Genomic DNA, 24,904 nt, shown 5'->3' on the forward strand with positions numbered 1-24,904 from the left:
ATGGGCGAAAAGGTCAAAGCGGCTGCCGCCAAGGCCAAGATGTCCACCGAGGAGCTGCAGGCCGTCCAGGACAAGGCCGCAGCAGCGGCCACTGCCCACACGCGGGCGCAGTCGGAGCAGGCCAACCGGCAGGCCATCCTCCGCCAATCGACGATCGATCTGGCCATGGCGGAGGAGGAGTACGCCGCCAAGACCGCCGCGGCCGCGGAAGCCGCCAGGACGGCCGCGACGGCGACGGGTGAGGAAGCCGCCGCAGCGCGTGAGGCCGCGCGTGCACAGGCCGAGTCCGCGCAGATGGCCGCCCAGACGGTCACGGATGCGTCGGCCCGGCAGGTGGCCGCCGCGGACGCCGTCCGTAAAGCCGATGACGAAGTCGCCGTCCGGTCGAGAGCGGCAGCTGACGCGCAGCGAGCAGCGTCCACCGAGAGCAGTATCGGAACGACTGCCCTGAAGGGCGTGGCCGTGGCCGGGGCGGCGGCGGCTGTCGCCGTGGCTGCGGTCGGCGTCCACGCGGTCAAGGCGGCTGGCGATTTCCAGGCTGGCATGACCCGCCTGGTGACGTCGGCGGGCGAGTCTGATTCGGCGATCGGCAAGGTTTCGTCGGGGGTCCTGAAGCTCTCGGTGGACACGGCCACCAGCACGGATGAGCTGTCCAAGGGCTTGTACATGGTCGAGTCGGCCGGTTTCCACGCCGCCGACGGCCTCACGGTCCTGAAGGCTGCCGCGCAGGGTGCCCGCGCTGAGGGTGCGCCGCTGGACGAGGTCGGCAACGCGCTCACGTCGATGCTCAACGCCTACGGGATGAAGGCGAAGGATGCGACCGCGGCGACGGACATGATGGTCGCGGCCGTGGGCGCGGGCAAGATGAAGATGGCCGACCTTGCCTCGTCCCTGTCGAACGTCCTGCCGGTCGCCGCTGCCGCGCATATCTCGTTCCAGCAGGTCGGCGGTGCCATCGCCACCATGACGGCGCAGGGTATGAGCGCGCAGCAGGCGACGCAGAACCTTGCGCATCTGATCACCAAGCTGCAGAACCCGACGGCCGAGTCCGTCAAGTACCTGTCCCAGCTGGGGCTCAACGCCCAGGACCTGTCCGCGCACCTCGGTGAACGCGGGCTCACGGGAACGCTGCAGCTGGTCTACAACTCCATCGCCTCCCACATGGGCCCGTCCGGGCAAGTCGTCGTGTCCGCGTTCAACAAGTCGCAGGCAGCCGCGCAGGACTTGCAGCAGATGCTGAAGAACATGCCGCCCGATCTCGCCCGGCTCGGGAAGGCGTACATGGACGGCTCGGTGTCCGTGAAGCAGATGTCGACGGACATCAAGGGCATGAACGGGCCGAATGCGACCCTCATGAAGCAGTTCGTGAGCCTGGCAGCGAACAGTCAGGGCTTCAACAGCATGCTCAAGACGGGCAACCCGGCAGCCCTGACGTTCGCCGCGGCATTGAAGAAGACCCTCGGTGACTCGACCAGCTTGAACGCTGCGCTCCTGCTCGGCGGCGGCCACATGGCCACCTTCAAGGCGAACGTGAACACGGTCGCGGAGGCGTCCCGGAAGGCCGGGAAGGACGTGGCCGGCTGGTCGGAGATTCAGCACACCTTCAACTTCAAGATGGCGCAGCTCAAAGACTCGGTGCACGCCGCGGTCATAGCGATCGGGACCGGGCTGCTGCCGGTCGTCACGAAGATCGCTCAGGTCGTGATCGGCGTGGTGAAGCCTCTCGCGGAGTGGATGGCGGCGCATCAGAAGCTGTCGGCGTTGATCCTGGCGTCGATCGGCGTGTTGGGTGCGCTGGTGACGGCCGTGATCGGCGTCGCCATGGCCATCAAGTTCTGGAAGACGAACGCCGAGGAACTACGTCTTGCCATGGAACTGCTGGGCAAGGCAGGCCCGATCATGCTGGCGCTCACCGCAATCGCGCTCATCGCCCTCTATATCGCGACCCACTGGAAGCAGACCAAGAAGGTTCTCGGCGACGTCTGGAACTGGATCAAGTCCGCAGCGTCGGACGTGGCAGGGTTCTTCGTCCGGGTGTGGAAGGACGTCGTCAAGCTCTGGGACGGCATCTGGGCCACGATCGGCGGCACCGTGAAGAAGTGGTGGCCGCTGATCCTCGCGCCCTTCACGGGCGGGATGTCGCTGATCGTCGGGCTGATCCTGAAGTACAAGACGCAGATCGGGCATGCCTTCGAGGCGGTCTGGTCCGCGCTGGTCGATGTGTGGAACAGCACCGGCGGGAAGCTCGTCGGGGCGATCGAGCACGCGTGGTCCGTGGTGTCGGCGTCGGTCTCCAAAGAGTGGGGGAAGATCTCCGCCGACCTGTCGCAGATCTGGGGCGAGCTGGTCCAGCTGTGGAATGCGACTGGCGGGAAGCTGGTGTCGCTGATCTCCGCCCACTGGGGTGAGATCGAGGCGGTATCCAAGTTCGTGTGGGATGGGGTCTGGCTCGACATCAAGCTGATCTGGGGCTATATCTCCTCGTACATCGGCAATGTTCTGGGCCTGATCGGCGACATCATCTCGACGGCCTGGGCCGTGATTTCGGGCGTCACCAAGGTGGCCTGGAATCTCGTGTGGGGCTACATCAAGGGCGTCTGGGATTTGATCGCCGGTGTGGTGAAGGCCGCCTGTGACCTGATCTACGGCGTCATCATCAAACCCACGTTCGAGGCGATCAAAGCGTTCTTCGAGATCGTCTGGGATGCCATCAGGGGCGTCATCAATACGGCCCTCGACGTCATCAAGGGCTCCCTGAGGATCTTCACGGACTTCTTCACGGGCAACTGGTCGAAGTTGTGGCGGGACGTCAAGGACACGGCATCCACGCTGCTCCGCGACATCTGGTCGATGATCTCCAGCATTTTCAACGATGTCGCACGATTCCTGTCCTCGACGATGAGCAGCATCAAGAACGGTTTGCTCGGCGCCTGGCGGGACATCTGGAACGGGATTTCAGGGTTCGTCTCCAACATCTGGTCCGGCATCAAGGGCGCGTTCCGTAGCGGCCTCGACGCGCTGGGGAACATCTGGAACAACCTGAAGCGCCTTGCTGCCGACCCCGTGAACTTCGTCATCAACACGGTGTACACGCACGGCATCAAGGCCCTGTGGGACACGGTGGCGGACCTGTGGGGCGGCGGCCACGCCCCGAACGTCAACCCCGTCAAGTTCGCCCGGGGCGGCATCGTTCCCGGCTCTGGCACGGGCGACACCGTGCCCGCGCTGTTGACGCCGGGCGAGTTCGTTCTGAGCCTCGACATGATCCGGCGGGCCGGCGGGCCGGGCGCCATCGAGGCCGCCTTCGGCGCAGGTTCCAACGACGGCCGCCACTATGCCGGGGGCGGCTGGTCATGGAATCCGTTGACCGACCTCAAGCACCTGGGTGGCTACGTCATCAAGGGTCTCGACGCGTTGAAGGACCTGGCCCTGGGTGGGGTCCGGGCTGCGGCGAGCACCGCTTTCAAGGGCCTCAATGCGGTCCTGGGCAGCATGCCGGGCGCCGGGACAGGCTTCGGCAAGCTGATGAGCGGGGGCGTGAAGTCGATCGAAAGCCACCTTCTCGACTTCTTCGGGAAGAAGGACAAGACGGCCGCCATCGCGGCTCCGGGCAACGTCAGCGGCAGCCTGGTGCAGTGGATTACGGCGGCGATCCGCGCCACCGGGGCGCCGATGTCCTGGTTGAACGGCCTCGAGGTCATCGTCATGCACGAGTCCGGTGGTAATCCGAACGCCATCAACAACTGGGACAGCAACGCCGCCGCGGGGGATCCAAGTCGAGGGCTGGCCCAGACGATCATGAGCACCTTCATGGCGTACCACCAGTCCGGCACGTCATCGAACATCTACGACCCGGTCGCGAACGTGGCGGCGGCGATCAACTACATCAAGGCCGTGTACGGCAACATCAACAACGTGCCGGGCATCCGCAGCATGGCGCACGGCGGGCCGTATGTCGGCTATGAGATGGGGACGTGGGACACCGGCCCCTACGCGCAGATGGCGCTGCTCCACCCGCATGAGACGGTGCTGCCCGCCGGTGCGCTCGGAGGCGGGCTCGGCGGCAACACCACCATCGTCATGGACTTCCGGGGTACGCAGGTGATGTCCGACCGGGACATCAACGTCCTGGTGGAGAAGATCGGCAAGCAGTTCGTACAGAGGGTGCTGCCGCAGGCCGGCGTTCAGGTACGGCGGTAGCGGGCGGGGTGTCGCCATTGCCGACACCCCTTCGGACGGCAGGGGTCCGCAGGGGTCCAACCGCATGCAACCTGCGGTTTGCTGCCTCTGAACTGCTGCTTTGCGCGGGTGTTGGCACCCGTATGGCACGGGCGGGGGAAGCTGCCAGGCACACGTGAGCCCCGGCCGGAATTCACCCACCGGCCGGGGCTCGTCGGTCCCGCCCGCCCCCAACGGGGGCGTAGAGGCGGGCGGGGGAGTGCAGGGTGCCCGCTGTGTTGCTCGCCGTCGCGGACACCCTTCCCGGCTGCCTGGTCCGGCAGGCAGACGCGCCGGGGGCCTATGAGGACGTGGCCGCCTTGTACGCGCGCCACAGCTTCTCGGCCGACGTGCACTGCATGCTGTCGACGGCGCAGACCGCGCAGTCTCGGCCGTGGTTTATGTACGCCCGGTAGGCCTTCTGGGTCTTGGTGAACTGGCTGTTGCTGGCGATCCGCTGGAAACGGGCCGGGCCGCTGCCCTCGTCGCGAGGCTGCCACTGAACGCCGCTCACGGCTGGACCTCGTGCTTCGGGTGCCGCCGGATTTCCATCTCGCAGGTTGTGGCGCGCCGGTAGTTCCTGGCCTGCTCGGCTTGTACGCGCTGCCGGTCGAGGGCCTCGCACACGTCGCAGCCGGGCGCCGGCTTGGGCGGGCGCGTGGGGTCGGGCAGGTGGATGGGCGGACCCATCGTCTTGTTGCTCATGACCAGCGCACCGCCACCCACGCTCGCCGCAGCTGCTGGCCGGCCTCGCACGGGTTGGTGTCGTGCGCGCAGGGCGGGCAGTGGTCGTAGTGGGCGATGAGCGCCTTGTACGCCTCGTAAGACGGGCTCGCGGCAAAGGCTTCCGCGCCCTGGGCGAGCGCGTCGCGCTCCGTTGGTCGTTGGTCTGCCACAGTGGGCGGCGTCGCTGTACGGTGCGCCATGTCGACTCCTACCAGTCGGCCACACCCCGGGAGGCTGCGCCGCCTCGCCGGGGTTTCGTGTCTCCCGACGCTAGGAGCGTGAACATCGCCATTGCCAGGAATGTGCACGGATGTACACGTGACCTGTTTGTGGCCTTGACCTGCTAAGCCCTGCACAAGACGGTGGTGTACATCTTTGAACACGAAACGTGCAGGAGGCGGTCATGCCCCTACAGTTCATCGGGATCGACCCGAACACAGGCGACGGCGAAAGCCCCACCGTGTGGGTTGACCAGGACAAGAACGAGCTCGTACTTCAGGGCTGGAAGCCCGACCCGGAACTCGAAGCGGAGTGCGCCGAGTTCGAGGTCCCCGGCCACGCCAAGGGGATCCCGGACCACGAGGCAGTCATCAGGATCCCCGCCAGGATGGTGCACATGATCAGGGAGGCGTGCGATGCCCTCGAGCGTTCCGACGTGGCCTGAACTGCTCGGGTCAGCGACGCGCTCAGCCGTGCATCTGGAGATGCGCGACTCCTACGCCGTCGACTACGAGAAGGGCCCGTTCGCCGACTGGCGGGCAGGATTCCGCCACGACCCGGCGGACCGCGCGTCCTGGTGGCGGCCGTGGCTCGACCTGATCCAGGAGACGGTGAGCCGCGGGGTCGTCGTCCGCCGGGCTCGCATCGTGTCCGAACCGGTCAGCGAGTACACCCGGTTCCTGTACGACGGCACCTTCACCAACGTCGCCGCGGGCGAACAGGTGCGGTGGCTGCCGCGCCGGCGTGCCTCGAACATTCCGCTGCCGGGCAATGACTTCTGGCTGATCGACGGCCAGTTGGTTCGGTGGAACCACTTCACCGGCGAGGGAGCATCTGCGGGCGGGGAGATCAGCGAGGATCCGGCAGCGGCGAAGCTGTGCGCGGACGCCTTCGAAGCGGTGTGGGCGCGTGGCGTCCCGCACGAGAACTACAAGATCAGCTAGCGCGAAGGTGACCAGGCCAGCTCATGCCCCTCTCTCCCTCATCCTCGGCGCAGGCCGCCCGTGAAGCCGTCGCGCACCGCCTGAAGGAACTCCGCGCCGACGCTGGGATTACCGGGCCTGAGCTGGCCTCGCGCTGCGGCTGGAGCCACCCGAAGACGTACCGGATCGAGGGGGCCCGCACGCCGCCCTCCGCGGACGACATCAGGCGCTGGTGCGAAGCCTGCGGCGCCGCCGACCAGGCGGATGACATCATCGCCCAGTCCCGGAATGCCGAGTCCATGTACGTGGAGTGGCGGCGCAAGGTCCGCACCGGGCTGAAGCAGCTGCAGAACAGCTACGTCCCTCTGTTCAAGTCGACGAAGCTCTTCCGGATCTATTCGCCCACCATGGTTCCCGGCCTGCTTCAGACCGAGGGATACGCGATGGGCCTGATGTCGTCGATCACGAGATTCCGCGACATCCCCAACGACGTAGCGGAAGCGGTCGCCGCGCGCCTCGAGCGCTCCCGGATCATCCACGAGCCGGGACACCGGTTCGTCATGGTCATCGAGGAACCTGTTCTCTACTACCGGCTCGGCGACACCGATGCGATGGCCGCGCAGCTCGGCTACCTGCTGACCGCCGGCGCGCTGCCGTCCGTGTCGCTCGGCATCATCCCCAGCGCAACCGCCGAGCGCACCGTGTGGCCGCAGGAACTGTTCCACGTGTACGACGAGAACCTCGTCTCGGTGGAACTGCTGTCGGCCCGCGTCCAGGTCACCCAGCCCTCCGAAATCTCCCAGTACGTCAAGGCATTCGACCAGCTGCGGAGCATGGCCGTGTACGGGGCGGACGCCCGAGCCCTGATCGTGAACGCCATCGACGAGCTGCGCTGAGCCCCAGACATGAGAAAGGCCCCCTGCGCGGTCGTGATGACCGTACAGGGGGCCTTGTCGTGCTCAGACGGTCGCGGTCTTCGTCCAGTCGGCGAACGCCTGCCAGGCGGGCTCTGTGAGCCGTAGACGGGCCCGCTCGCGGCACTTGGTGTCCCGGACCAGGACGGCCGCCGGGGGTCGCGCCCACTCCACGCACGACCCGGAGTTCGTGTACGTCGACGTGGCCCAGGTCAGCGGTTCATCCTCAGCCTGCGACACAGCGTCTCCCTCGTACCTTCGATCAGTTCCAGCGACTCCCGCGGCGGCAGCGCCAAGCCGAGGAGCCTCTCCCACGCGCCAGCGTAGGCGGCCACATCATCAGGGCGGGTGGTGATCGTCGAACCGGTCAACGCCTCGACAAGAACAGCGCGTTGCTGGCCCGCCCGGTACAGCGTGAAGGCGCCTGCCAGGCCCGGGTGGGCGTCGATGCCCTGCGGCAGCACCCGCACGCTTAGGGACGGCTGGAGCGCATCGAGGGCGAGGATGTGCTCCAACTGGTCGACGAGCGCCGCATAGCCGCCCACAGAGCGAAAGAGGGCGCTCTCGTCGACGACCACGGCGATGCTGCGGGCGCCGGGCCGGCCGAGGCGGTCGATGCGATGACGGCGTGCCTCGGCGCGTTCGTCGACCACCTCGAGCGGCAGCGACGGGACGGTGCCGTGGATGGCAGCTGCCGCATACGCGAACGACTGCATCAAGCCGGGGATCAGCAGCGGTTCCCAGGTCTGCACGGTGTCGGCTGCTGCCTCGATGGCGGCCAGGCGGTCGATGTGGTCGCCGAGCGTCTCCGCCGGCGCCTCAAAGATGGCGCTCACGAATGTCCTCTCAACAGTGGGGGGAGGGAGGCACGGAAGGGGACCCGAAAGCGGCCGTTTCCGGGGTCTGGGGCCGCTCTCGAGGTCGCCTCCCTTGCCTCCCTGAATGGGCATTTACGCAGGTCACGTACAGGGAGGCAGGGTGGGGAGGCGGGTAGGGAGAACTCCCCAAGATCCCGCCGCCTCCCTCCGGTCAGATCGCGTCCTCGGGGTCGTCCTGGTCGGCCTCGTCGCGGTCGGCGATGGCGTCGACGATGCGCTGCCGGCTGACGTGCATCACGCCGCCGTTCGTCTTGTAGTCGCCGTGCCCGGCGTCGTCGAGGACGCGCTTGAGGTCCCGGAACGACCAGGCTCCGTACTCGCTCGGGTTGAGGTCGATCAGGCCGTGCAGGACGTCCTGCGTCCGCATCCTGGGCGCCTGCCCGAGGACGGTGAGGATGTCGGCGAGCGGGTCGGCCGGCTCGAACTCGGGCGCATCCACGGGCCCGGTGCCCTCGTACAGCTTCATCGCCCGCTCGACGACCGGCGTCACCTCGTCGATGCCCTTCTCAGGGTCACGGGCGACGTAGTGGCAGCGGATCACCTCGAACGGCTTCCTACTGAAGCCCACGGTCACGGCCGTACCGACGTCCTCGCCGGGAATCAGGGTCGTCGCGGTGATGCCAGCCTTGTGCTTGCCCGTACCGAGCAAACCATCATTCGCGATGTAGTCGCCGACCGCGAACGCCACGTTGTGGCTGGTGTTGCGGGTCAGCTCCTTCGGGATGCTGTCGGCATTCGGGGACGGGGTCACGAAGATCAACGTGATGCCGCACTTGCGGGCCTTCTTGATGACCTTCTCGGCGAGCTCCGCAGCCTCCTTGCCGTACAGCTTGTGCAGGAACAATTCCTGGCACTCGTCGAAGACGACCACCTTGGGCCGCATCCGTGGGTCCTTCATGGCCAGTTCACGCGTCAGCTTCGTGGCCTCGCCGCCCAGTTGCTCGAGCAGCTTGCCCCGCTCGCTGACCTCGTCGCGCAGCCGGCGCAGTGCGTTCACCGCGGCCTCGAGGTGCTCGTCGTCGTCGCCCTTGACCAGTGTCCGAAGGCGCGGCTTCAGCGGGTCGTAGTCGACGTTATACGCCATTACGTACACCTCGGCCTCGACGAGCGGGTCGAGGATCGCACCCAGAAGAAGCGAGATGATCAGCGACGACTTGCCGGAGCCCATGATGCCGCCGACCAGGTAGTTCGCGGCCATCAGCTTCCCGATGATCGGCTCGCCGCGCTGGGAGACGGCCACCGGCACGCCCTTGAAGTAGTCGGTCGTACCTTCGATGAGCAGCGGCCATGCAGGGATCGGGCCGGACAGCGAGCCCTGGTCGGCAACCCACAGGTCGAGGATGCCGGGCTGCTTGGGCGGCTCCGTCGGCCACACCTCGATCGGCTTCCTGAGCAGGTTGTGCGCCAGGATTGTCTTCTTCGCGGCGACCATCTCGACGGGTACGCCCTCGGGCAGTTGCAGCTGCGAGTGATAGCCGTTGCCCGAACGGGTCGTGGGCTGCACCCAGCGCGGCTTCCATCCCTCCTTGATGGCCTTGTTCAGCGGGGCGATACCCAGGTTGCCCAGGGCGCGCATGATGGCGTTCTCGTCGGGCACGACGTCCCGCTCGTCGCCGTCAACGGGAAGCGCCCAGGTGGGCGCGGTCTTCTGGTTGCGGCCGACCGACCAGACGCCGGCCAGGAGCAGCAGCGGCATCGAGTACAGCAGCGGTCCCCAGATCACCGAGGCCAGGAACGCCACCCAGCCCACGAACTCGATGACGGCGTTGAGCGGTGCGAGGACGTCGCGGACGTTGCGGTTGTACCAGGCGATCATGACGCCCAGGGCGAGCAGCAGGCCGGCGCCAGCCACGACACCGGAAAACAAGGCGCGGGGCGCGTTCAGGGCCATCTGAAGAAGGTCCATGCGCCGCTTGTGCCTGGCGAACCGGTAGGCGTAGGCCCGCTGCTCCCACTTTTGCACCATCTCCTCGTTGCCGGACGCCTCGGCGATCCGCATCATCCGCTGGTGCATGGCCGTGGTGCGGGCCTCCCAGGTGCGGCGGGCGAGGATGCGGGTACCGCCCCACACGTAGGCGCCGTGCCGGACGGTGAACCTGTAGGTGGGGTGCTGCCGGGTGTCGACGAACACCCGCCGCAGCGAGTCGATACGGATCCGGCGCCGCCTGGCAGGCGCATCCTCGCTGGTGGCTGCGGGAAGGGGCGTCGGAGGCGGCGGGGGCGCGTTTTCCTGCTCGGCCGCCACCTCGGGGGCGAATTTGAGCAAGGACACGGCCGGGCTGGCGTGCCCGTTGACCCGCTCGGGGGCGGTCTCGGTCATGCTGGTGGTTCCTCTCTGAGGGGAGGCCCGGGGCGGCGGCTGCTTGGTCGTGGTGCGCCGCCCCGGGGCGGGTCTACTTCTTGTCGCCCTCGGCCCGCTTCCGGGCCCGGTCCTTCACGCGCTTGATCCGGCGGTCGATGTCCGGCTGGTGCGTGATGCCGCCGGCGGCCCGCTTGATGCCGTGCGCCTCGATGGCCACGATCCGGGCGCGCTCCCAGAGCGTGAGTTTCGGCTCAGGCATCGGTGGCCTCCGCTCGTTCCTCGGCCTCAACCTCGGCGGTGTTGCGGGCGTCGTCCTCGGCGTCGAGCCGGAACTCGGCGTCGCGGTCCATCTCGTACAGCTCCGAGGCGCTGAAGACGTCGTCGAGAGAGCCGTAGTCCTCGTGGTCCTCGTAGTCGTCGTGATCGCTGCTCACGGTGGGTTCCTCCTGGTCAGCCGTCGCGTCGGCGGTCGAGTTCGGTGAGCTCCTGGTTCATCTGCTGGTGCAGCAGGTTCGCCAGGTTCCGTTGCTGCGGCGTGGACATCGGGTCGTCCTCGATCTGCCGGGCGAGCGTGGCCTCGGCACTGATGGCGCCCTGGATCTGCTCGGTAGTGCGCGTGTCACGGCACATGGCGTGCTCCCTGGTCGTGGGCCGGACTGTCCGGCTCCCCTCACCGCCCGTCGCACTCGGGCGGATCGGGCAGCCGTCAGGCCGCGGACGCCCTTCGTGCGGCTCGCTTGTCCCTGCGAGCCTGGTTATGGCAGGTGCGGCACTCACGCTTCCCCGACTTGATGCGGGTGTTCGCCTCGTCGTAGGGATGGTCCTTGGGGCAGTGCGTGCGCTTCACCTGGTCCGCGACGCGGTTTGCGCCCCGCAGGGTGTTCTCCCGCGGCGTCACGGCTTCCAGGTGGTCGGGTCGCACGCAGTGCCGCACGCGGCAGAGGTGATCCAGCGACAAGCCAGCCGGGATCTGCCCGACAAGAGCCAGGTAGGCGAAGCGGTGCGCAGGGATGTTCCCGCCGTTCCAGTGGAACTTCCCGTAGCCGTAGGAGTTCTGGCCCGCGGCCCAAAGGAGGCAACCGCTCGGGTCGATGGCGACCTTGCTCCAGAAGCGCGCGAGGGCGTGCTCGGTGATTTCATCCATGTCAGCGGCGCCCCCGCTCCTTCTTGGCGGCCTTTCCCGCGGGCCGAATCTTCGCGGCGGCCCATCCGGCGGCGAGGACGAGGCCGATGAGGGAGACGGCGAGCATGGTGGCGTTCTGGCCGACGACGCCGATGATGCCCATCAGGGTGCCGCCGCAGATGACGGTCACCGCGCACGCGCAGCCCGTCAGGACGACCGCGACGACGAGCCAGATGAGGGCGTACATCATGAACTCGCGCTGCTGGCGGCTCATGCCCTGCTGCTCGGGCAGCTGGACCACGATGTTCTGCGGCGGCGGAGGCTGCCCGATCGTGAAGTGGATCGGGCGGCCCTGCTCGTCGTAGAACACGTTCGGCGGCCGATGGTGGGCGGGCACCTGCTCCTGCCCGACCGGCCTGGCGTAGCGCCGGTACTCCTCCGGCAGGTTGGAGAATCCGTCGCTCATGCCGTCCACCTCCGCAGGCGGCGGCTGCGCACACCGGCCACCAGGCCGAGGGCGAACGCCACCGGAACCGGCTTGGACAGCAGCGCGACCACGGCCGCGACGACCAGCGTCAGCAGGGACGGGTACAGCAGGAGCAGGGCCAGAACGGCACCCAAGAGGATCCACTTCATGACCGCTCGCCTCCGGTGACTTCGCGGCGCAGGTCGGTCGCCTCACGGCGGGACAGGCCGAGTTCGTCCTGCAGGGTCTTGATGGTCACCGCGCGTCCCGTCGACCTGACCGCTTCCCGATTCAGCCTTCGGGCCTGTCGGCGCAGCTCAGACGGCGTGATCGTCACGGTCGCGGTGACCACCTGCCGGGGCAGCTCGGCGGGCAGTGCGGCGGTCACCTTGCCCGCACCGTCGGGGGCGTCGATGTCGTCCCAACGGAACGGCGCCGCCGTGAGCTCGGCGACCGCCGGCATGACCAGTTCTGGGACCGCTGCCGCGCCCTCGGCCTGGCTCCCGTCGGCCCGCTCGATGGTCACTTCGGTCGACGCAGGCCAGGGCACCGGCGGCAGGTCATGGCGAGCGCTCCGCAGCCATCGGGCGAGTTCGCCCTCGAGGTGGAACCACTCGGTGAACCCCACGCGGTACCGATCGAACCGGCGATGGAAGGCGCGCTCGATGCTCTGGTCGCCCTCGACGACGAGGACCAGGTCAGTGCGGCGGAGCGACAGCGTCCCGACGCGATCCCGCAGGTTCGTCGACGTGCCGATCTTGACCCGGTCGCCATTGCGGAGGAAGTAGACGACCGCGCCGTGACGGCCTGTCGGCACCGTCGAGAACTCGATCCGCTTGAGGTCGCCGACGGCCTCTTCCCATGCCTGCTGGCGGGCCTCCGACCGCTTCGCCCTGCGTTCCTGTTCCCTCTCCAGCCGCGCGGCCCGCGCCTCCGCTGCCTTCGACGGCCAGCCGATTTTCTCGCCGGTCGGTGCCGCTGGGGTGTCGGCGCGCTCGGCGGGCTTCTGCTCGAGGACCAACGCCACCGCCACCGGATCGACGTTCACGCCGTAGGTGCCGAGGATCGCGGCGAGTTCGGCCGGGGGCGCGTCAGGTCGCGCACCGTGGGCGAACCGGATTGCGGCGGCCGGGTCCATGATGGCGAACCGGGCGCGCAGGACGTCGGTCGCGGAGCCGGATCGAGGCAGCTCGGCGTGACTGGCCGACGGCTTGTCGGTCTGTCCGCCGTACATGGATGCGAGGGCCGCATCAGCGCCTTCCCGTACCCGGACCCGTTGGACGTCGACCAGGCCGGCGCCGAGCTCCGTGTCGCCGACGCCCACGTACTTCGCCAGCCTCCAGTACCTGCGCACGGCACCCTCGCGCTTGCGCTTGTCGGGGTGGCCGTCGGCAACGGCACGATGGAACGCCAGCTGCCGGGCGGCGTCCGCGTTCCGGCGCTGCACCTCGGCGTCCACACCAGTGCGGTAGACGACGATGCTGCGCGCGATCAGGCCGAGCCCCTCGGCGGCGCCGGACATGGCCAGAGGGGTCACCGCGTACACGGCGGCCTCGCGGGCGTTGCTGGCGATGGCCACGCCGATGCAGCTGGCGGACACGGGGGCGAGCCACATGCCCGCCCGGACCACGGCCGGGGAGGCCTGGCCGAGCATGGTCCGCCCCAGCATGATCAGAGCCAGAATCAGGGTGAGCCCCTCCCCGGCGGCGACGACGCCGGCCGCAGTCGCCTGCCGGTGAAACGCGGATACGGCATTCGAATAGGTGCCCCAGGCGCCGAAGCCTCCGACCGCCACCATGGCGACCGCGGCAGCGCCGAGGACAACGGCCTGGCCCTGGGTGAGCTCCCTACGGGTGATGGTGCTGGTCATTTCCTTCCGTCCTCACGGAACGTGGCGTACTCGCCGGGCGGATAGACGTAGTTGGACAGGGCGCCCTCAGCGGCGACGGCGGCAGCACCGGCAGCGGAAATAGCGGCGGCGGTGCCGCTGTGCCCGTGATGGGAGGCGGCTTGGGACAGGACGGATGCGGCCGTCGTAGCGCGGCGAGTCGCGGCCAGCTCGCCATCGTTGGTGGTCGCGACGCTGTACAGGGCGTCCCGGATGCGATCGCGGATGCTCATGGCTTGGTCACCTCCGGGGCGGCGGCCCGCACGACGCGGTGCGAGCTGAGGCAGATGCCCTCCCTGTCCTGCTGGGCGACGGCGTCGACCAGGGCAGCCATGAGGGCGGGTACGTGGGGGAGTTGACGGGGCGTGTGGCGCTGCTGCTGCTCGCGGGCGATCGCGCGCAGCGCCGCGCGCTCCGTGGGGCGAGGGACCGGCCAACGCTTTTTCACGACCGGTCACCCCGCAGGCGCAGCGCCTCAACCGCCAGGGCCTCGAGGCGCCTCGCCGCCAGGCGGAGACCGCGGGCCACCTGCGCGACGTCCTCGACGGCGAAGTCGTGGTGAACGTCCATCGCCACGGACACGACCGGGTGCGGCTCGGGCTGCAGCACCGCGTAGGGAGCGTGAGAGATGCGGGCCACCATCAGGTCCAGCTCGCCGTGGTGCCCGGTCACAGCCGACGCCTTCACCGGCACGGAGTTGTGGGTGATGTCCGCCAAGTACGGGTCCGGCTGCCAGGCGTGCCCCGTGCAGTAGCGGGGCTCGGGGATGGTGATCTCGCCGTGGTCGACGGTGCGGATCAAGACGGTGCGGGGCTCGGTCACCGGTCGCCACCACCCTGGCGGTTCTCCGCGCGGGAGAGCTGGGACGGCTCGGTACGCGGAGCGTCGGTCAGCCAGCAGAACGGGCGGATGCCGGCAGCGGACTTGAACACGCGGATGGCTGCGCCCGCCGGGGCGTCCGGCAGGGCGTACACCCTGCCGCCCTCGAGGGAAGCCAGCAGCCGGGCGCCGTGGTGCTCGCACCCGTTGGCGCCCGCGTTCTGCGCGTCCAGCACGGTCACGACGGGCGGTCCGTCGCACGGCGTGGGGTCGTCCGGGTGCGCGGCCGGGCAACGGTCGAGCCTTTCGTTCGCCGGTACGGAAGGCTGGACCGCCTCGGCGTCGAGGGCGCGCAGCAGGATGCGCATCGACTCGGTGAGGGCGCGGTTCGCGCGGTCGAGGCCGTCGATGTCGCCGTACCCGACACCCGCATAGGTGGTGAGCGTCAGCTGCGCGACACGGACGGCGACAGCCAGGTCACTGGGCTCTTGCAGCTGCTCGCCGACAAGGCGGGCGGCAGCCCCATACAGGGGCTGCCGAACGTTGGCCTCAGACACGATCGCCACCGATCTGAGCCTCGTACCAGTCCAGGAGGTGGTGGCGAGCGCGGTCCTCCCGCATGTACTGCGACATGTCCGGCTTGATGCGCAACTCCATCGCGCCCGGGTCGCCGTACAAGGCCGAGACCGCCTTACAGCCGATGTCCTCCGTCTCGACGACCGTCACTCCGAACGCACGGAGCAGGTAGGCGATCGGCAGCGACTGTAGGTCGATGCGGGAGAGCGACAACCACGGCGTCAGGTCGCCTCGGTGGTTGCGGGCGTGATCGGCGGCCTGCGCCTCGCCGAGCTGGCCGCCCAGCTCGATCAGCGCGCCCAGGTGGGCGCGCACCCGCCGGATCTCGTCGTCCAGCTCGATCCGGTTGCGGCAGTACACACCGACAGCGGTGCGACCCTCGGGGACGAGCTCGATGTGCGGCGTGCCGTCGTCCGGGTCGAACGGCCACTGCGCGATCCGTGCCTCGAGGATGCTCATTTCGACGCCGTCCACGCTGTACTCCGCGGCGATCTTGTCGCCCTGGTGGAACAGGTTGTCCGGGTCAATGCCGCGGGCCACGTCGTCCGTGTGGTCGTAGGTGCACCAGGGCGGGCAGGTCGACGTGAGGGAGCCGCCGGTCTTGAGGGGGTAGGTGATGGTGCGCGGCTCGACGGCCGGCGCCTGCTCGGTGGTCTGCGGGGCGATGGTCTTGTTCGTCATGGCTCGCACTCCCCTTCAGACCGCGATGGCGGCGAGGTCGGCCGGAACGGTGGACTCGTCGGGGATGCGCTCGACCTTGAGGGAGGGGGCGCACGGCTTCATCGGCACGGGGCCGAGGTTGTTGGCCTTGAAGATGCGGGTGATCTCGGCGAGGTCGGGGGTCTGCCGGGACGACGGGGTGCGGCGGACGCGCCACGTGCCGTAGATGCCGGCGGGCAGCCGGTCGAGGACCTTGCGGGCGGCGCGCTTCGTCCTGTCGGCGCGGCGGGCCTGGTCGGCGGCACGCTCGTACTCGCGGGCAGCGGCCTCGATGATCTCGGTGTCGGGCATCTCGTCGTCGGCGTAGATGTCGGCCGGGTCCGGCGCCTCGACGTCCTCGGCCGGCCCCAGGTCGGCGGGGGCGAGGGAGCGGACGGCGTCAGCGGCGCTTTCGACGAGGGTCCCGATCAGGCCGCGCACAGTGCGGGCCCTACGGGGGGACATGAGAAGGTGGAGCATCGGTTCTCCCTGTTGCTGCAGGTGGTTCCGTAGGCCCTCGGTCGGTGCTCCAACACCGCCGGGGGCCGCTTGCGTTGTCGGCCGCTTTCCCTGCCGACAACTCCACTCTAGGGAACATCGTGTTCCATCGTCAAGCGGTTTGACGCTGGACAATATAGCCAGCTTGCGTAACATCATGTTCCATGACGACGACGGGTGGAACACTACGGGCCATGGATAAGCGATCACTGACGCAGATGGCCCAGCGCTTCAGAGAAGCGGAGACGCGAGCCGAGATCCTGCGCCAAGAGCTCGCGGAGGCCATCAGGCAGGCTGCTGCCGACGGCGTGCCCCAAAAGGACATCTGTGAGGCGACGGGGTACACCCGCCAACAGGTCCGCCGAATCGTGCTGGCAGGGGGCTCGGAGGCCGGCGAAGTCGGCACAGCCTGATGGCACGGCGATGGCACCAAGAGGCAGGGAAGGGCCCGGACGGGACCGGATGGCCCCAGATGCCGGATGGTCGCTGAGCTGCGTGATCGAGTCTTTAGGAGTTGCCCCCCGCCCTTACCGGACGAGGGGCAACACACTGCTAATGCGGTTTGGGCCTTAAAGCCCATCGAGGGTTCAAATCCCTCCGCCTCCGCGCTTGATCACCGAAGCCCCGGTCCGTACGGCCGGGGCTTCGGCGTTCCCGAGACGTTCCCAAGCCCGTCCCGCGCACCGCTCCATCGACCGCCCAAAAGACGTTTCCGCAGGTCACAAGGGGTAGGGCAAACGGATTTCACATGGCGGCGGCAGTCATGTAATGTTCTTCCTGTCGCCGCGAGCGGGCCGGAAGGGCTGGGAGCGGGGAAGAAAACAAAACAAGCACTCGTAGCTTAACGGATAGAGCATCTGACTACGGATCAGAAGGTTGCAGGTTCGAATCCTGCCGAGTGCGCAACAGGCCAGAGGCCCCGGATCAGTCCGGGGCCTCTGGCGTTTCAGGGGCGTACAGCAGCGAAGTACAGCAACGGTTCAAGATCACCACCGTGGGGGAGGGTAAATTTACCCCGTTCCCCCAGGGTGGCAGCACCCGGGCAACTCAACTGGCCTGGGCGCCGCCGATGGCGTCGGACAGCTTCCCGAGCGCGGCCCGCACTTCCTCTTCGCTGGCTTCGGCGTAGACCTCCATCGTCATGGCGATCTGCGAGTGCCGCAGGATCCGCTGCGCGACCTTCGGGTGTACCTTCAGGACGCCACACAACTTGCCCACTCGTCTATACGAGTACGCCTCTTGGCGTGTACGAGTTCGGAGAAGTGTCCTGCGCCGCTGTCAGACCCACCCGCCAGAATCCACCCATGCTGATTGCGACCAACGGCCGTGGCCACGCGGTGAAGCGGCCCTCGAAGCCGGCCATAGGGACCATGCTCGCCAACCTGCGGCGCGGCAACGAGTACTTGATCCTTGAGCGGCAGGACGAAGAACGCGAAGGCGACCGGTACATCCAGGTCTGGTTCCGCGACAACAACACCTACCAGCTGGAGTACCGCGACGGCGTCCCCGCGGAGCATTACCAGACACAGACGGTGTCGCAGGACAAGGTCCTGCAAGCACTTCTCGGCTGGGTGGCCGACAAGCCCGCCTGGCAGGAGGGCTTCATGTGGAACAACATCGGCCACATGTTCGCTCCGGCCCCCGAAGGCGGGGACGATCCGACCGCCTAGGACTGTGCCGCCGCCCATGCGATCACGTCGCCGGGAGCTGATACGACAGCACATACGCGTCTGCCGCCATCACCGTGTCGCAGACCTCCACGGGCCGCCCTTCGGTGTCGAAGGCGGTCCGGATCAGGTGAATGACCGGGACGCCGGAGGCCAGCCGCAGTGTCTTCACCTCGGAGGGCGAGGGCATCCGGGCGCGGATCTCCTCCTCGAAGTGGTCGAGCCGGTGACCGAGCTCCTCCAGCCGGGCGTAGATGCCGCCAGGCCCCGAGTTGGGTTCGGCGATCGGAGTCCCCCGGGCGATGTCGAGGGGCAGGTAGGAGGTGGCGAACTCGACGGGCCGCCCATCCAGCAGGTACCGCCGACGGCGGGCCAGCACCCGCCGCACGGACCCGAGCCGCGCGGAGACGTCCTGGCTGGCCTTCTCCTCCTTGACCTCCAGGCTGTCGACCTGGGGGTGATTGCCGGCGGCGTTGGCCTCGACGATGAGGGCGGACTTGCCCTGCTCGCGATGTCGCCGGGTGAACCGGTCGGAGGCAAGCCTCCGCACAGGTGGCCGGGGCCGCACGAAGACGCCCTTGCCGTGCTCGGCGTGCACCAGGCCTTCACCCTGGAGGATGGAGAAGGAGTTCCGGACGGTCATCCGGGAGACCCCGTAGTGCTCGACGAGATCCGCTTCGGAAGGCAGCTTGTCGCCCTCCTTGAACCGCCCACGGTCGATGGCCCCACGCAGCTGATCAGCAATCTGCCGGAAGACCGCACGATCGCTCGTGGGGTCGAGATCGCCGAGGAGGCCGGAAGGGAGAGGGCTCACGTTGAGTACTCCTTTAGGTATCTAGACGAGTGGGCGAGTCTTGTCAAAGTGGGAACCCCTGGGCTGCGTCCTCGAACGCGAGGAAACCATCCCCGAGGCCCTCCAACGCGAAGTCCTCGAAGAAACCGGCATCAAGATCACGCTTCCCGTGACCCTGACCGGCGTCTACAAGAACATGGCGGGCTTGATCGTCTCGCTGGTCTTCCGCTGCGAGGCCGCCGACGGCAGCCCCACCACCGGTGACGAGACCCGCGCACTGCCCTGGGCCACCCGCGAAGAGGTCACCGAGCTTGCCGACGAGGCGTACGCGATCCGCGTCCTGGACGCACTCGACGCGGCGTTTCCGCCGGCCATCCGCGCCCACGACGGCGTGAAACTCGTCTAGCCCGAACCCGCTGCACATGGCGGCCTACCAGCACGAAGGAACTTATATGCACGAGTATATGAGTGCACCCGGGTCTGGGGACTCACTTGCCCAGGTTTTCCAGAAGAGGTCAGCCGGGCCCGCCGCTGGACCCGCGACATCCTGCGCGGCTCCCCTTTAGCGGAAGACGCCGAATTGATCGTGAGCGGGCTGAGCGCGAACGCGATCCTCCACACGGCCAGCGGCCTGGAATCCGGCAGGTTCCACCTGGCCCTCGCCGTCTCCCCGCAGGTGATCGCCCTGTCGGTCACAGACGACGGAGGCGGCGCCACGGCCCCGAAGGTCGAGGACCAGGCCGACGACGCCGAGCACGGCCGGGGCCTGGGCGTGGTCAGCGCGATCGCCCACCGGGTCGTGGTCCACGACAGCAACGGCGGCCACACGGTCACCGCGGAACTCTTCACAGATACCCGCGCGGGAGATCTCCGATGCTGATGGACAAGCCGCAGCGGGGCTACTGGTGCGAGTGCTGGACCGAGGCCCTCACCGAGGGCACGCCGCCGACACTGCGTGCATCTTTCGACGCCTACTCCGCACCGCAGGCCGACCGATGGGTAGCCGTCGCACTCCGCACGATCTCCCGAGCACTCGACCCGACGCATCCGAGGAAGCCTGGGACTCGCTCTACAACGGCCGCATCGAGACCAGGCGGGCCCTACTGCGCACCGAGCCCTGCACGGTGACAGTCACCCAGGCCATCACCCGCATCACCTGGACAATCCGACCAGTGCTCTTCGTACCACTCGCCCACCGACAGGGCAGCGAACTGCCAGCCTGCGCACACGACTTCAAGCCTCACAACCGGAGCATCTAGTTCAGTTGATGCTTGACGGTCCGGCGTCGCACTCCGAGGCCGGACCTCAGGCATGCTCGACCGCATGTGTGCGACCGCATAGAGCGGCCCGCGGTCAAGGCGATGCTGGGGTGAGTGGTGGGTTGGGGCAGCGGGGCCGCGAACAACGCCAGCACAGCTGAACGACTCAACGTGACCCGCATAGCTTCTGACCTGCGAGACATGTCCTGGTGGTCAAGTGTGCCGAGGACACGGTCCGCCAGCAGTCAGCCGCTGCGCTGTAAACATCCCGTCTTCACAACTTCCCCCAGACCCGGACGACGTGATGGCCGTCGAGCATTCGAGCAAAGTCAGTGAGGAACTGACGATCGAACTCGGGCCAGTTCCAAAACTCGAAGCCGAGGTAGGCGAAAGCGAAGTAGTCGTCAGCCCATGTCCACGCTCGGAGATCAGAGGCGACCCCGCAGTGCCGGCAACTGACCGCAGCTTCCCCAGCCTTGTGCCACGCATTGATGGCGTCACCGAACGGCTCCCAGGCACCTTCAATATTTTCCCAGGCTTCGGTGTAGAAGTCGGTGCGAGTGGCGCACTGTGGACAAGTCGCATGCTGTGCGCCGCCTTGCCCACCATGGAAGACAGTCCGTCCAGTCTCGATATTGAGTCCATCTGTTGGCTTCCAATCGAGCTCAGTAACAGCCTTGGCCCAATGCTCACCGGGAGGGTTGCCTGAAGGTGCCCCGAGAACGCAATCCGTAAGTTCCCGGCGCACAACCCCCTCTCGTACCAGCCAATCGAGAGCACGACCCGCGAGCGTTGATGCTTCAGCAGGCGTCGCGTCAAGGTCAACGATGATTTGAAAGTGATCGCCCATAGCGTTGACGATAGGGCCCGCCAGTGACAGGCCACCTGGCCCCCCACGTGCGGCGGCTGACACCAGCGGCTGACACCAACATGCACGAACAGCAGCGGTTGGCGCCGGATCTCAGTGGACGATCGACCGAGGTGCAAGGACCGTTGGTCGACGTTGGCAGATCCCGCTGATCGACCTGATAAGGATGAGGCCACACCTTCCAGTCTGTCGCCGGCACGGGCACCGTTCCAACCTATGGACGGCATTGCCAAACGCTGTCATCACCTCATCTCCCCCGCGCAGGGGCGCATTGCCGTTCAGCGTGCTGGGCCGTGCCCGTTGCGTGCCCGGTCCGGCGGGACACAGCGGGGACTCACGGGGAACAGCGGCGCCGATCACGCCGCGGTCCAGGTCAGCGAGTTGCCAGGTCAGCCGCGATCCGCATACGGCGTCCTCCAAACCAGTAAAGTGCTCGCACCAACAGTGCAGTTCAGGGGGGCAAGTGACGAGAGTGCGGCTTGGTGTCGTGACGGCGTTGGCGTTGCTCGCGGCAAATCTGGTGGTGGCCGGGGCCGCGGCAGCCGTGGAGGATGACACGGGCACGGTGCTCCCCATGGCCGGCTTCGACAGCTTGATAGTCGATCCAGTGCATGATCGGCTCTTCCTCAGCGGTCGCAGCACCGACGACAAGATCCTCGTTACGGACCTGTCCGGTGCTGCGATCGGCAAGATCGCAAACGAGCCGGGTGCAACCAAGCTGGCGCTGTCGCCAGACAGCAGCACTCTGTATGCGCTGCTGCCGGGCCAGGGCGCGATTTCAGCCATCGACACGACAACGCTCTCGGAGGTCGCCCGCTACGACACTGGCGGGCAGGCCGGAACTGCAGACCGTCCCGTCCCTACCTCGCTCGCATTCAGCGCGGGGAGAATCTGGTTCACCTATACGCAGGGCGACAGCGGTGGGCTCGGCTCTCTCGATCCTGCAGATCCGGCCGCGCCGGCCGCCCGCACAGAACTGGGTCAGGGGTACGCCGTGCAGTCGAGCCCGAAAGCGCCGGGCACCCTGGCGGCGTCCTTCAAGGTGGCCGGTCAGCCGGAGCTCGACGTCGTCGATGTCACCACTGGCACGCCCCGGATCACGGCGCATGCCCCCGGCGTCTGGTCGTCACGCCTCGTGATCACGCCCGACGGCCAGGGTGTGGCCACTGAGGTCAACGGCGTCCTGCGGCTCTCTGACCTCTCGTGGGATACCGATTACAGCTCCTTCCCCCGGGGTTGGTCGCTGGGTAGCTTCGCATTCGCTCCCGATGGGACCATGGCCATGGAGGGCTGGGACGGCACGGGTAGTTTGGTTCACGAGAGTGTCGTGACCGAACAGCCCCAAGGCACGCAGAGGCTGCGGACCTACAGTTTCCCGGACTTCCAGTCCACCGGAATCACGGTGCAGGACATTGCATGGACTCCCGACGGTTCCCGGCTGTTGTCGGTAATCGACACCATGGGCACACTGCGGCTGCACGAGCTACTGCGGCCGCGAGCAGCCCAAACCTCGATGGGCATGACATACCCCAACTTGATCCTCAACACGGGAACTGCCCTCCCCGAGAGCGGCGAGGTGAGCAGCGCACTCCCCTTCTCGGCTGGCGCCGTGGTCCACATCAGCCGCGCGGACGCGGCACATCCCAGCGGTGTCGTGCTTCCCGACGCACCCCTCACATCCGACGGCCGCTTCGCTTTCCAGGACACGCCGCCCGGTACAGGGACGTACACATATCACGTGCGATATTCCGGCGACGCTGACCACCTGCCGTCGGACACCACCGCGACGATACGCGTGGCCAAGGTGCTCAGCGTCGGCACCGACGCCAGCAGCTACGCCTACGGCGCCACCGCGAAGGTCACTGCGCACCTGAGCGTGGGCTTCACGGGTGGCAAGGTCTCCCTTTTCGCTCAGCCTGCTGGCGCCACTAATCAGCTGCTGAAATCGGGCACCGTGGATTCTTCCGGCAACCTCGCCGTGAGCTACAAGGCCACCAAAGGCACGACCTTCACCGCGGTGTTTGCCAGCAGCTACGACTACTTCGCCACCACCGTCGCCAAATCTGTGGGCGTCCACGCATCGGTTCATGGTTCGCTGAGCGGCTACTACACGACCGCGCTTTACGGGAGCACCTCCTATCGGGTCTACCACCACACCGCGAAGCAGAAGTACACGGTGACCGTCGCCCCCGCCAAGCCGGGAGCATGCGTGCGGCTGCTCGTGCAGCACTACTACTCCGAATCCTGGCATACCTCGAAGGACCTGAGCTGCGTTCGCCTGAGTGCGACCAGCAGCTTGACCTACTCGTTCTCCTACACTGGGCCGGTCGGTGACCGGTTCCGTGTCAGGGCGGAGTCCAATCCGCAGGGCACCGATACAGCCAATTTGCCCACGTGGAGCAGCTGGGGATACTTCATGATTCGCACCTAGCTTCGATCTTGCACGACGGTCCGCCGACGGAGTCGGTGGACCGTTTCGCCTTCTGTGGCTGATGGCGAGCATGCCGGGGGTCCGATTGTCGCGTCGGGTGGGCGCCGGGTTCCACTGTTCCGGGCGGGGTGGTGCTGCTCGCACGGCCGGGAAAGCTGCCGGTCAGCCGGGGTTCGGCAGGAGAGTGAGCCGTTTGAGGGCGACATGACTTCGACCCCACCGATTCACTCCACTACGCGTTCAGGGCTGCCGTCCACGCCAAGAACCAAGCTGGGTAAAGCCGCCGCGGGCGACACCGCGCAGCAGCCACACTCTTCCAAACTGCGGCCAGACGCCGGCGTACGGCGCCACGTGGGTCAGCGCGGTTCTGACCCTCTCCCTGCCGCGCTCGCCTCTTTACGGGCGCGCACGGCCGCCGGCATCGCCGTGGCCAGCCTGATCGTCGCCGAGGTACTTGGCGCCCACGCCATCGCCGTCTCTGGACCATGAAGGACTACCAGCACGTGGCGCGAATGGTGAGCCCGCCGTACAGCAGCGAAGTACAGCAACCCCACCAACCGGCGGCGCCCAGCACCAACCCTCCTAGCCCTTCCGGCAGCCTGTATGACCTTCGATGGCCGATCTCTGTAGAGCTACGGATCAGAAGGTGCTTGTGCCCCATCCGTGCCCGAACGTGCGGGGAACCACGGTCACGAGCGGGCAGCACACAGCGGAACGGCCCCTGACCGTCTTGCCTGGTCAGGGGCCGTTCACCTGCGCGGTGGGTGTGGGATTTGAACCCACGGTGACTCGCGACACGTTTTCAAGATCATTATCAATCGGATGGACGCTAGAGCGACTGGCCGGACGGCAGCCTCACTGATTCCCAATGATCCACGATCCGCGCTGCCTCCTGGTCGAAGTCAGGGTTCGTGGGCTTCCGGAGTCCATCCACGGGCGCAACCAGATGGCACCTTCGCCCGCCCCTCAGGCTGACTCGGATCTGCCGGCGGGGCTTGAAGCCTGCCAGCTGCACCACCGCTACATCGTCGACCTTCTCCCATGGGATCGTTCGCCTCAACCCGGGCCAGCGCTGGCCGATCCCCTCCGGTCCGACCGTCGTTGACGCACACGAGCCCCACAGCACAATCAGGCCCCACACGACAAGGGCGACACCCAAACCATGGAGTGCGACCCCGACAGTCTTCAGCAACCCTCCCGACGCCCAGATGACGGCAGCAGAGACCGCCCAGCAGTACAGGGCATAGAGCAAGGCAATGACACGGCGACGCGTCGGCATCTTGATCGTTATCGGGGGCACGAGCAGATCCTAGACACGCCCCTCATCTGGCGGAACCCGCCATCTCGACCAGACCGGGAGACCTCAGCCGCCACAGCGCCCATAGTTCACGAAGAAGTCGTGCCAGACGCATGCCAGATCCTACGGGGAACCACGGGGAACACCGGGGAATCACAGAGCCGCCCACCCGGCGCCGATACCCTTCCACCACAGGTCAACTCCGCAGCGAGCCCTAGACGAGTAAGTCTGAAGGGGCCGGGTGTATGAAGCGAGGGTCTCGTTGGTCCGTTTGTGACGACAGACCTCGAAACCCTCGCGACCGCACTGTACGTGAAGATCGATGACTCTCTGGCGGGAT

The 24,904-nt window shown here is 67.4% G+C and carries 29 protein-coding genes, 1 tRNA gene and 3 pseudogenes; 11 read left to right on the forward strand and 22 right to left on the reverse strand.

The window, feature by feature from the left end; genetic code table 11:
• Positions 1-4,200, forward strand: a complete 4,200-nt coding sequence (locus tag ABT186_RS05205; RefSeq protein WP_351923638.1) for a phage tail tape measure protein — start codon at positions 1-3, stop codon at positions 4,198-4,200.
• 319 nt (positions 4,201-4,519) lie between these two features.
• On the opposite strand, the gene ABT186_RS05210 is transcribed toward ABT186_RS05205, so the two are convergent.
• Genes ABT186_RS05210 through ABT186_RS05220 form a run of 3 tightly spaced genes read right to left on the reverse strand, consistent with a single transcriptional unit; the run spans position 4,520 to position 5,144 of the window.
• Positions 4,520-4,732 carry a hypothetical protein gene (locus ABT186_RS05210; protein WP_351923640.1) on the reverse strand — a complete coding sequence of 71 codons (213 nt, stop codon included), beginning with the start codon at positions 4,730-4,732 and terminating at the stop codon, positions 4,520-4,522.
• Positions 4,729-4,923, reverse strand: a complete 195-nt coding sequence (locus tag ABT186_RS05215) for a hypothetical protein (RefSeq protein ID WP_351923642.1) — start codon at positions 4,921-4,923, stop codon at positions 4,729-4,731. Before ABT186_RS05215 ends, ABT186_RS05210 begins: the two co-directional genes overlap by 4 nt.
• Complete coding sequence (locus ABT186_RS05220; RefSeq protein WP_351923644.1) at positions 4,920-5,144, reverse strand: hypothetical protein; 225 nt, start codon at positions 5,142-5,144, stop codon at positions 4,920-4,922. The genes ABT186_RS05215 and ABT186_RS05220 overlap by 4 nt, the downstream gene beginning before the upstream one ends.
• 203 nt (positions 5,145-5,347) lie before the next feature.
• Between ABT186_RS05220 and ABT186_RS05225 the strand changes: the two genes are divergently transcribed.
• Genes ABT186_RS05225 through ABT186_RS05235 form a run of 3 tightly spaced genes read left to right on the forward strand, consistent with a single transcriptional unit; the run spans position 5,348 to position 6,982 of the window.
• Positions 5,348-5,608 carry a hypothetical protein gene (locus tag ABT186_RS05225; RefSeq protein ID WP_351923646.1) on the forward strand — a complete coding sequence of 87 codons (261 nt, stop codon included), beginning with the start codon at positions 5,348-5,350 and terminating at the stop codon, positions 5,606-5,608.
• Positions 5,580-6,107, forward strand: a complete 528-nt coding sequence (locus ABT186_RS05230; RefSeq protein WP_351923648.1) for a DUF6879 family protein — start codon at positions 5,580-5,582, stop codon at positions 6,105-6,107. Before ABT186_RS05225 ends, ABT186_RS05230 begins: the two co-directional genes overlap by 29 nt.
• 23 nt (positions 6,108-6,130) lie before the next feature.
• The gene (locus ABT186_RS05235; RefSeq protein WP_351923650.1) at positions 6,131-6,982 is read left to right on the forward strand and encodes a helix-turn-helix domain-containing protein; all 852 of its coding nucleotides are present in this window, start codon (positions 6,131-6,133) and stop codon (positions 6,980-6,982) included.
• A gap of 63 nt (positions 6,983-7,045) precedes the next feature.
• Here the strand turns inward: ABT186_RS05235 and ABT186_RS05240 are convergent, their stop codons facing one another.
• The 16 genes from ABT186_RS05240 to ABT186_RS05315 all read right to left on the reverse strand — a co-directional run bounded on the left by ABT186_RS05240 (position 7,046) and on the right by ABT186_RS05315 (position 16,231).
• Positions 7,046-7,240, reverse strand: coding sequence for a DUF397 domain-containing protein (locus tag ABT186_RS05240; RefSeq protein WP_351923652.1), 195 nt, complete (start codon positions 7,238-7,240; stop codon positions 7,046-7,048).
• Complete coding sequence (locus ABT186_RS05245) at positions 7,213-7,836, reverse strand: DUF5753 domain-containing protein (protein ID WP_351923654.1); 624 nt, start codon at positions 7,834-7,836, stop codon at positions 7,213-7,215. Before ABT186_RS05245 ends, ABT186_RS05240 begins: the two co-directional genes overlap by 28 nt.
• A 193-nt stretch (positions 7,837-8,029) precedes the next feature.
• Complete coding sequence (locus ABT186_RS05250; protein ID WP_351923656.1) at positions 8,030-10,198, reverse strand: zonular occludens toxin domain-containing protein; 2,169 nt, start codon at positions 10,196-10,198, stop codon at positions 8,030-8,032.
• Between the two features lie 73 nt (positions 10,199-10,271).
• A complete protein-coding gene (locus ABT186_RS05255; protein WP_351923658.1) occupies positions 10,272-10,439 on the reverse strand; it encodes a DUF6257 family protein in 168 nt (55 codons plus the stop codon).
• Entirely contained in the window at positions 10,432-10,614 is a 183-nt protein-coding gene (locus ABT186_RS05260; RefSeq protein WP_351923660.1) for a hypothetical protein, read from the reverse strand. The genes ABT186_RS05255 and ABT186_RS05260 overlap by 8 nt, the downstream gene beginning before the upstream one ends.
• Before the next feature lie 16 nt (positions 10,615-10,630).
• Positions 10,631-10,810 (reverse strand): hypothetical protein, encoded by a 180-nt coding sequence (locus ABT186_RS05265; protein ID WP_351923662.1) that lies wholly within the window; start codon positions 10,808-10,810, stop codon positions 10,631-10,633.
• 76 nt (positions 10,811-10,886) lie between these two features.
• Positions 10,887-11,324, reverse strand: coding sequence for an HNH endonuclease signature motif containing protein (locus ABT186_RS05270; RefSeq protein ID WP_351923663.1), 438 nt, complete (start codon positions 11,322-11,324; stop codon positions 10,887-10,889).
• Position 11,325: 1 nt separating this feature from the next.
• A complete protein-coding gene (locus ABT186_RS05275) occupies positions 11,326-11,769 on the reverse strand; it encodes a hypothetical protein (protein WP_351923664.1) in 444 nt (147 codons plus the stop codon).
• Entirely contained in the window at positions 11,766-11,939 is a 174-nt protein-coding gene (locus ABT186_RS05280) for a hypothetical protein (protein ID WP_351923665.1), read from the reverse strand. The genes ABT186_RS05275 and ABT186_RS05280 overlap by 4 nt, the downstream gene beginning before the upstream one ends.
• Complete coding sequence (locus tag ABT186_RS05285; protein WP_351923667.1) at positions 11,936-13,639, reverse strand: GIY-YIG nuclease family protein; 1,704 nt, start codon at positions 13,637-13,639, stop codon at positions 11,936-11,938. The genes ABT186_RS05280 and ABT186_RS05285 overlap by 4 nt, the downstream gene beginning before the upstream one ends.
• Positions 13,636-13,890, reverse strand: a complete 255-nt coding sequence (locus ABT186_RS05290) for a hypothetical protein (RefSeq protein ID WP_351923671.1) — start codon at positions 13,888-13,890, stop codon at positions 13,636-13,638. Before ABT186_RS05290 ends, ABT186_RS05285 begins: the two co-directional genes overlap by 4 nt.
• On the reverse strand, positions 13,887-14,105 hold the full coding sequence (locus tag ABT186_RS05295; protein WP_351923673.1) for a hypothetical protein: 219 nt from the start codon (positions 14,103-14,105) through the stop codon (positions 13,887-13,889). The genes ABT186_RS05290 and ABT186_RS05295 overlap by 4 nt, the downstream gene beginning before the upstream one ends.
• Positions 14,102-14,479, reverse strand: a complete 378-nt coding sequence (locus ABT186_RS05300; RefSeq protein ID WP_351923675.1) for a DUF6907 domain-containing protein — start codon at positions 14,477-14,479, stop codon at positions 14,102-14,104. Before ABT186_RS05300 ends, ABT186_RS05295 begins: the two co-directional genes overlap by 4 nt.
• Positions 14,476-15,042 (reverse strand): hypothetical protein, encoded by a 567-nt coding sequence (locus ABT186_RS05305; protein WP_351923677.1) that lies wholly within the window; start codon positions 15,040-15,042, stop codon positions 14,476-14,478. The genes ABT186_RS05300 and ABT186_RS05305 overlap by 4 nt, the downstream gene beginning before the upstream one ends.
• On the reverse strand, positions 15,026-15,733 hold the full coding sequence (locus ABT186_RS05310) for a DUF6907 domain-containing protein (protein WP_351923679.1): 708 nt from the start codon (positions 15,731-15,733) through the stop codon (positions 15,026-15,028). The genes ABT186_RS05305 and ABT186_RS05310 overlap by 17 nt, the downstream gene beginning before the upstream one ends.
• Positions 15,734-15,748: 15 nt before the next feature.
• Complete coding sequence (locus tag ABT186_RS05315) at positions 15,749-16,231, reverse strand: hypothetical protein (RefSeq protein ID WP_351923681.1); 483 nt, start codon at positions 16,229-16,231, stop codon at positions 15,749-15,751.
• Between the two features lie 182 nt (positions 16,232-16,413).
• Here ABT186_RS05315 and ABT186_RS05320 point away from each other — a divergent pair, with 182 nt between their 5' ends.
• Together ABT186_RS05320 and ABT186_RS05325 are read left to right on the forward strand one after the other, a co-directional pair.
• Positions 16,414-16,662, forward strand: a complete 249-nt coding sequence (locus ABT186_RS05320) for a helix-turn-helix domain-containing protein (protein WP_351923683.1) — start codon at positions 16,414-16,416, stop codon at positions 16,660-16,662.
• A gap of 417 nt (positions 16,663-17,079) precedes the next feature.
• Positions 17,080-17,152, forward strand: a tRNA-Arg gene (locus ABT186_RS05325).
• A gap of 144 nt (positions 17,153-17,296) precedes the next feature.
• On the opposite strand, the pseudogene ABT186_RS05330 reads toward ABT186_RS05325, so the two are convergent.
• A pseudogene (locus ABT186_RS05330) lies at positions 17,297-17,446 on the reverse strand (site-specific integrase); the annotation flags it as partial.
• Between the two features lie 107 nt (positions 17,447-17,553).
• On the opposite strand from ABT186_RS05330, the gene ABT186_RS05335 reads away from it, so the two are divergent.
• Positions 17,554-17,919 (forward strand): hypothetical protein, encoded by a 366-nt coding sequence (locus tag ABT186_RS05335; RefSeq protein WP_351923685.1) that lies wholly within the window; start codon positions 17,554-17,556, stop codon positions 17,917-17,919.
• A 22-nt stretch (positions 17,920-17,941) separates the two neighbouring features.
• Here ABT186_RS05335 and ABT186_RS05340 read toward each other — a convergent pair whose 3' ends face one another.
• Positions 17,942-18,730, reverse strand: a complete 789-nt coding sequence (locus ABT186_RS05340; protein WP_351234482.1) for a GntR family transcriptional regulator — start codon at positions 18,728-18,730, stop codon at positions 17,942-17,944.
• Positions 18,731-18,770: 40 nt separating this feature from the next.
• Between ABT186_RS05340 and ABT186_RS05345 the strand changes: the two genes are divergently transcribed.
• The 3 genes and pseudogenes from ABT186_RS05345 to ABT186_RS05355 all read left to right on the forward strand — a co-directional run bounded on the left by ABT186_RS05345 (position 18,771) and on the right by ABT186_RS05355 (position 19,968).
• Entirely contained in the window at positions 18,771-19,115 is a 345-nt protein-coding gene (locus ABT186_RS05345; RefSeq protein ID WP_351234480.1) for an NUDIX hydrolase, read from the forward strand.
• Between the two features lie 46 nt (positions 19,116-19,161).
• A pseudogene (locus ABT186_RS05350) lies at positions 19,162-19,589 on the forward strand (ATP-binding protein).
• A pseudogene (locus ABT186_RS05355) lies at positions 19,583-19,968 on the forward strand (hypothetical protein). The pseudogenes ABT186_RS05350 and ABT186_RS05355 overlap by 7 nt, the downstream one beginning before the upstream one ends.
• 274 nt (positions 19,969-20,242) lie before the next feature.
• Here ABT186_RS05355 and ABT186_RS05360 read toward each other — a convergent pair.
• The gene (locus tag ABT186_RS05360) at positions 20,243-20,818 is read right to left on the reverse strand and encodes a hypothetical protein (protein ID WP_351234478.1); all 576 of its coding nucleotides are present in this window, start codon (positions 20,816-20,818) and stop codon (positions 20,243-20,245) included.
• A gap of 505 nt (positions 20,819-21,323) precedes the next feature.
• Here ABT186_RS05360 and ABT186_RS05365 point away from each other — a divergent pair.
• On the forward strand, positions 21,324-23,267 hold the full coding sequence (locus ABT186_RS05365; RefSeq protein ID WP_351923687.1) for a hypothetical protein: 1,944 nt from the start codon (positions 21,324-21,326) through the stop codon (positions 23,265-23,267).
• The last annotated feature ends 1,637 nt before the right edge of the window (positions 23,268-24,904 follow it).

Origin of the sequence: Streptomyces sp. NPDC001634, assembly GCF_040298185.1 — a bacterium.
Lineage (GTDB): Bacteria > Actinomycetota > Actinomycetes > Streptomycetales > Streptomycetaceae > Streptomyces.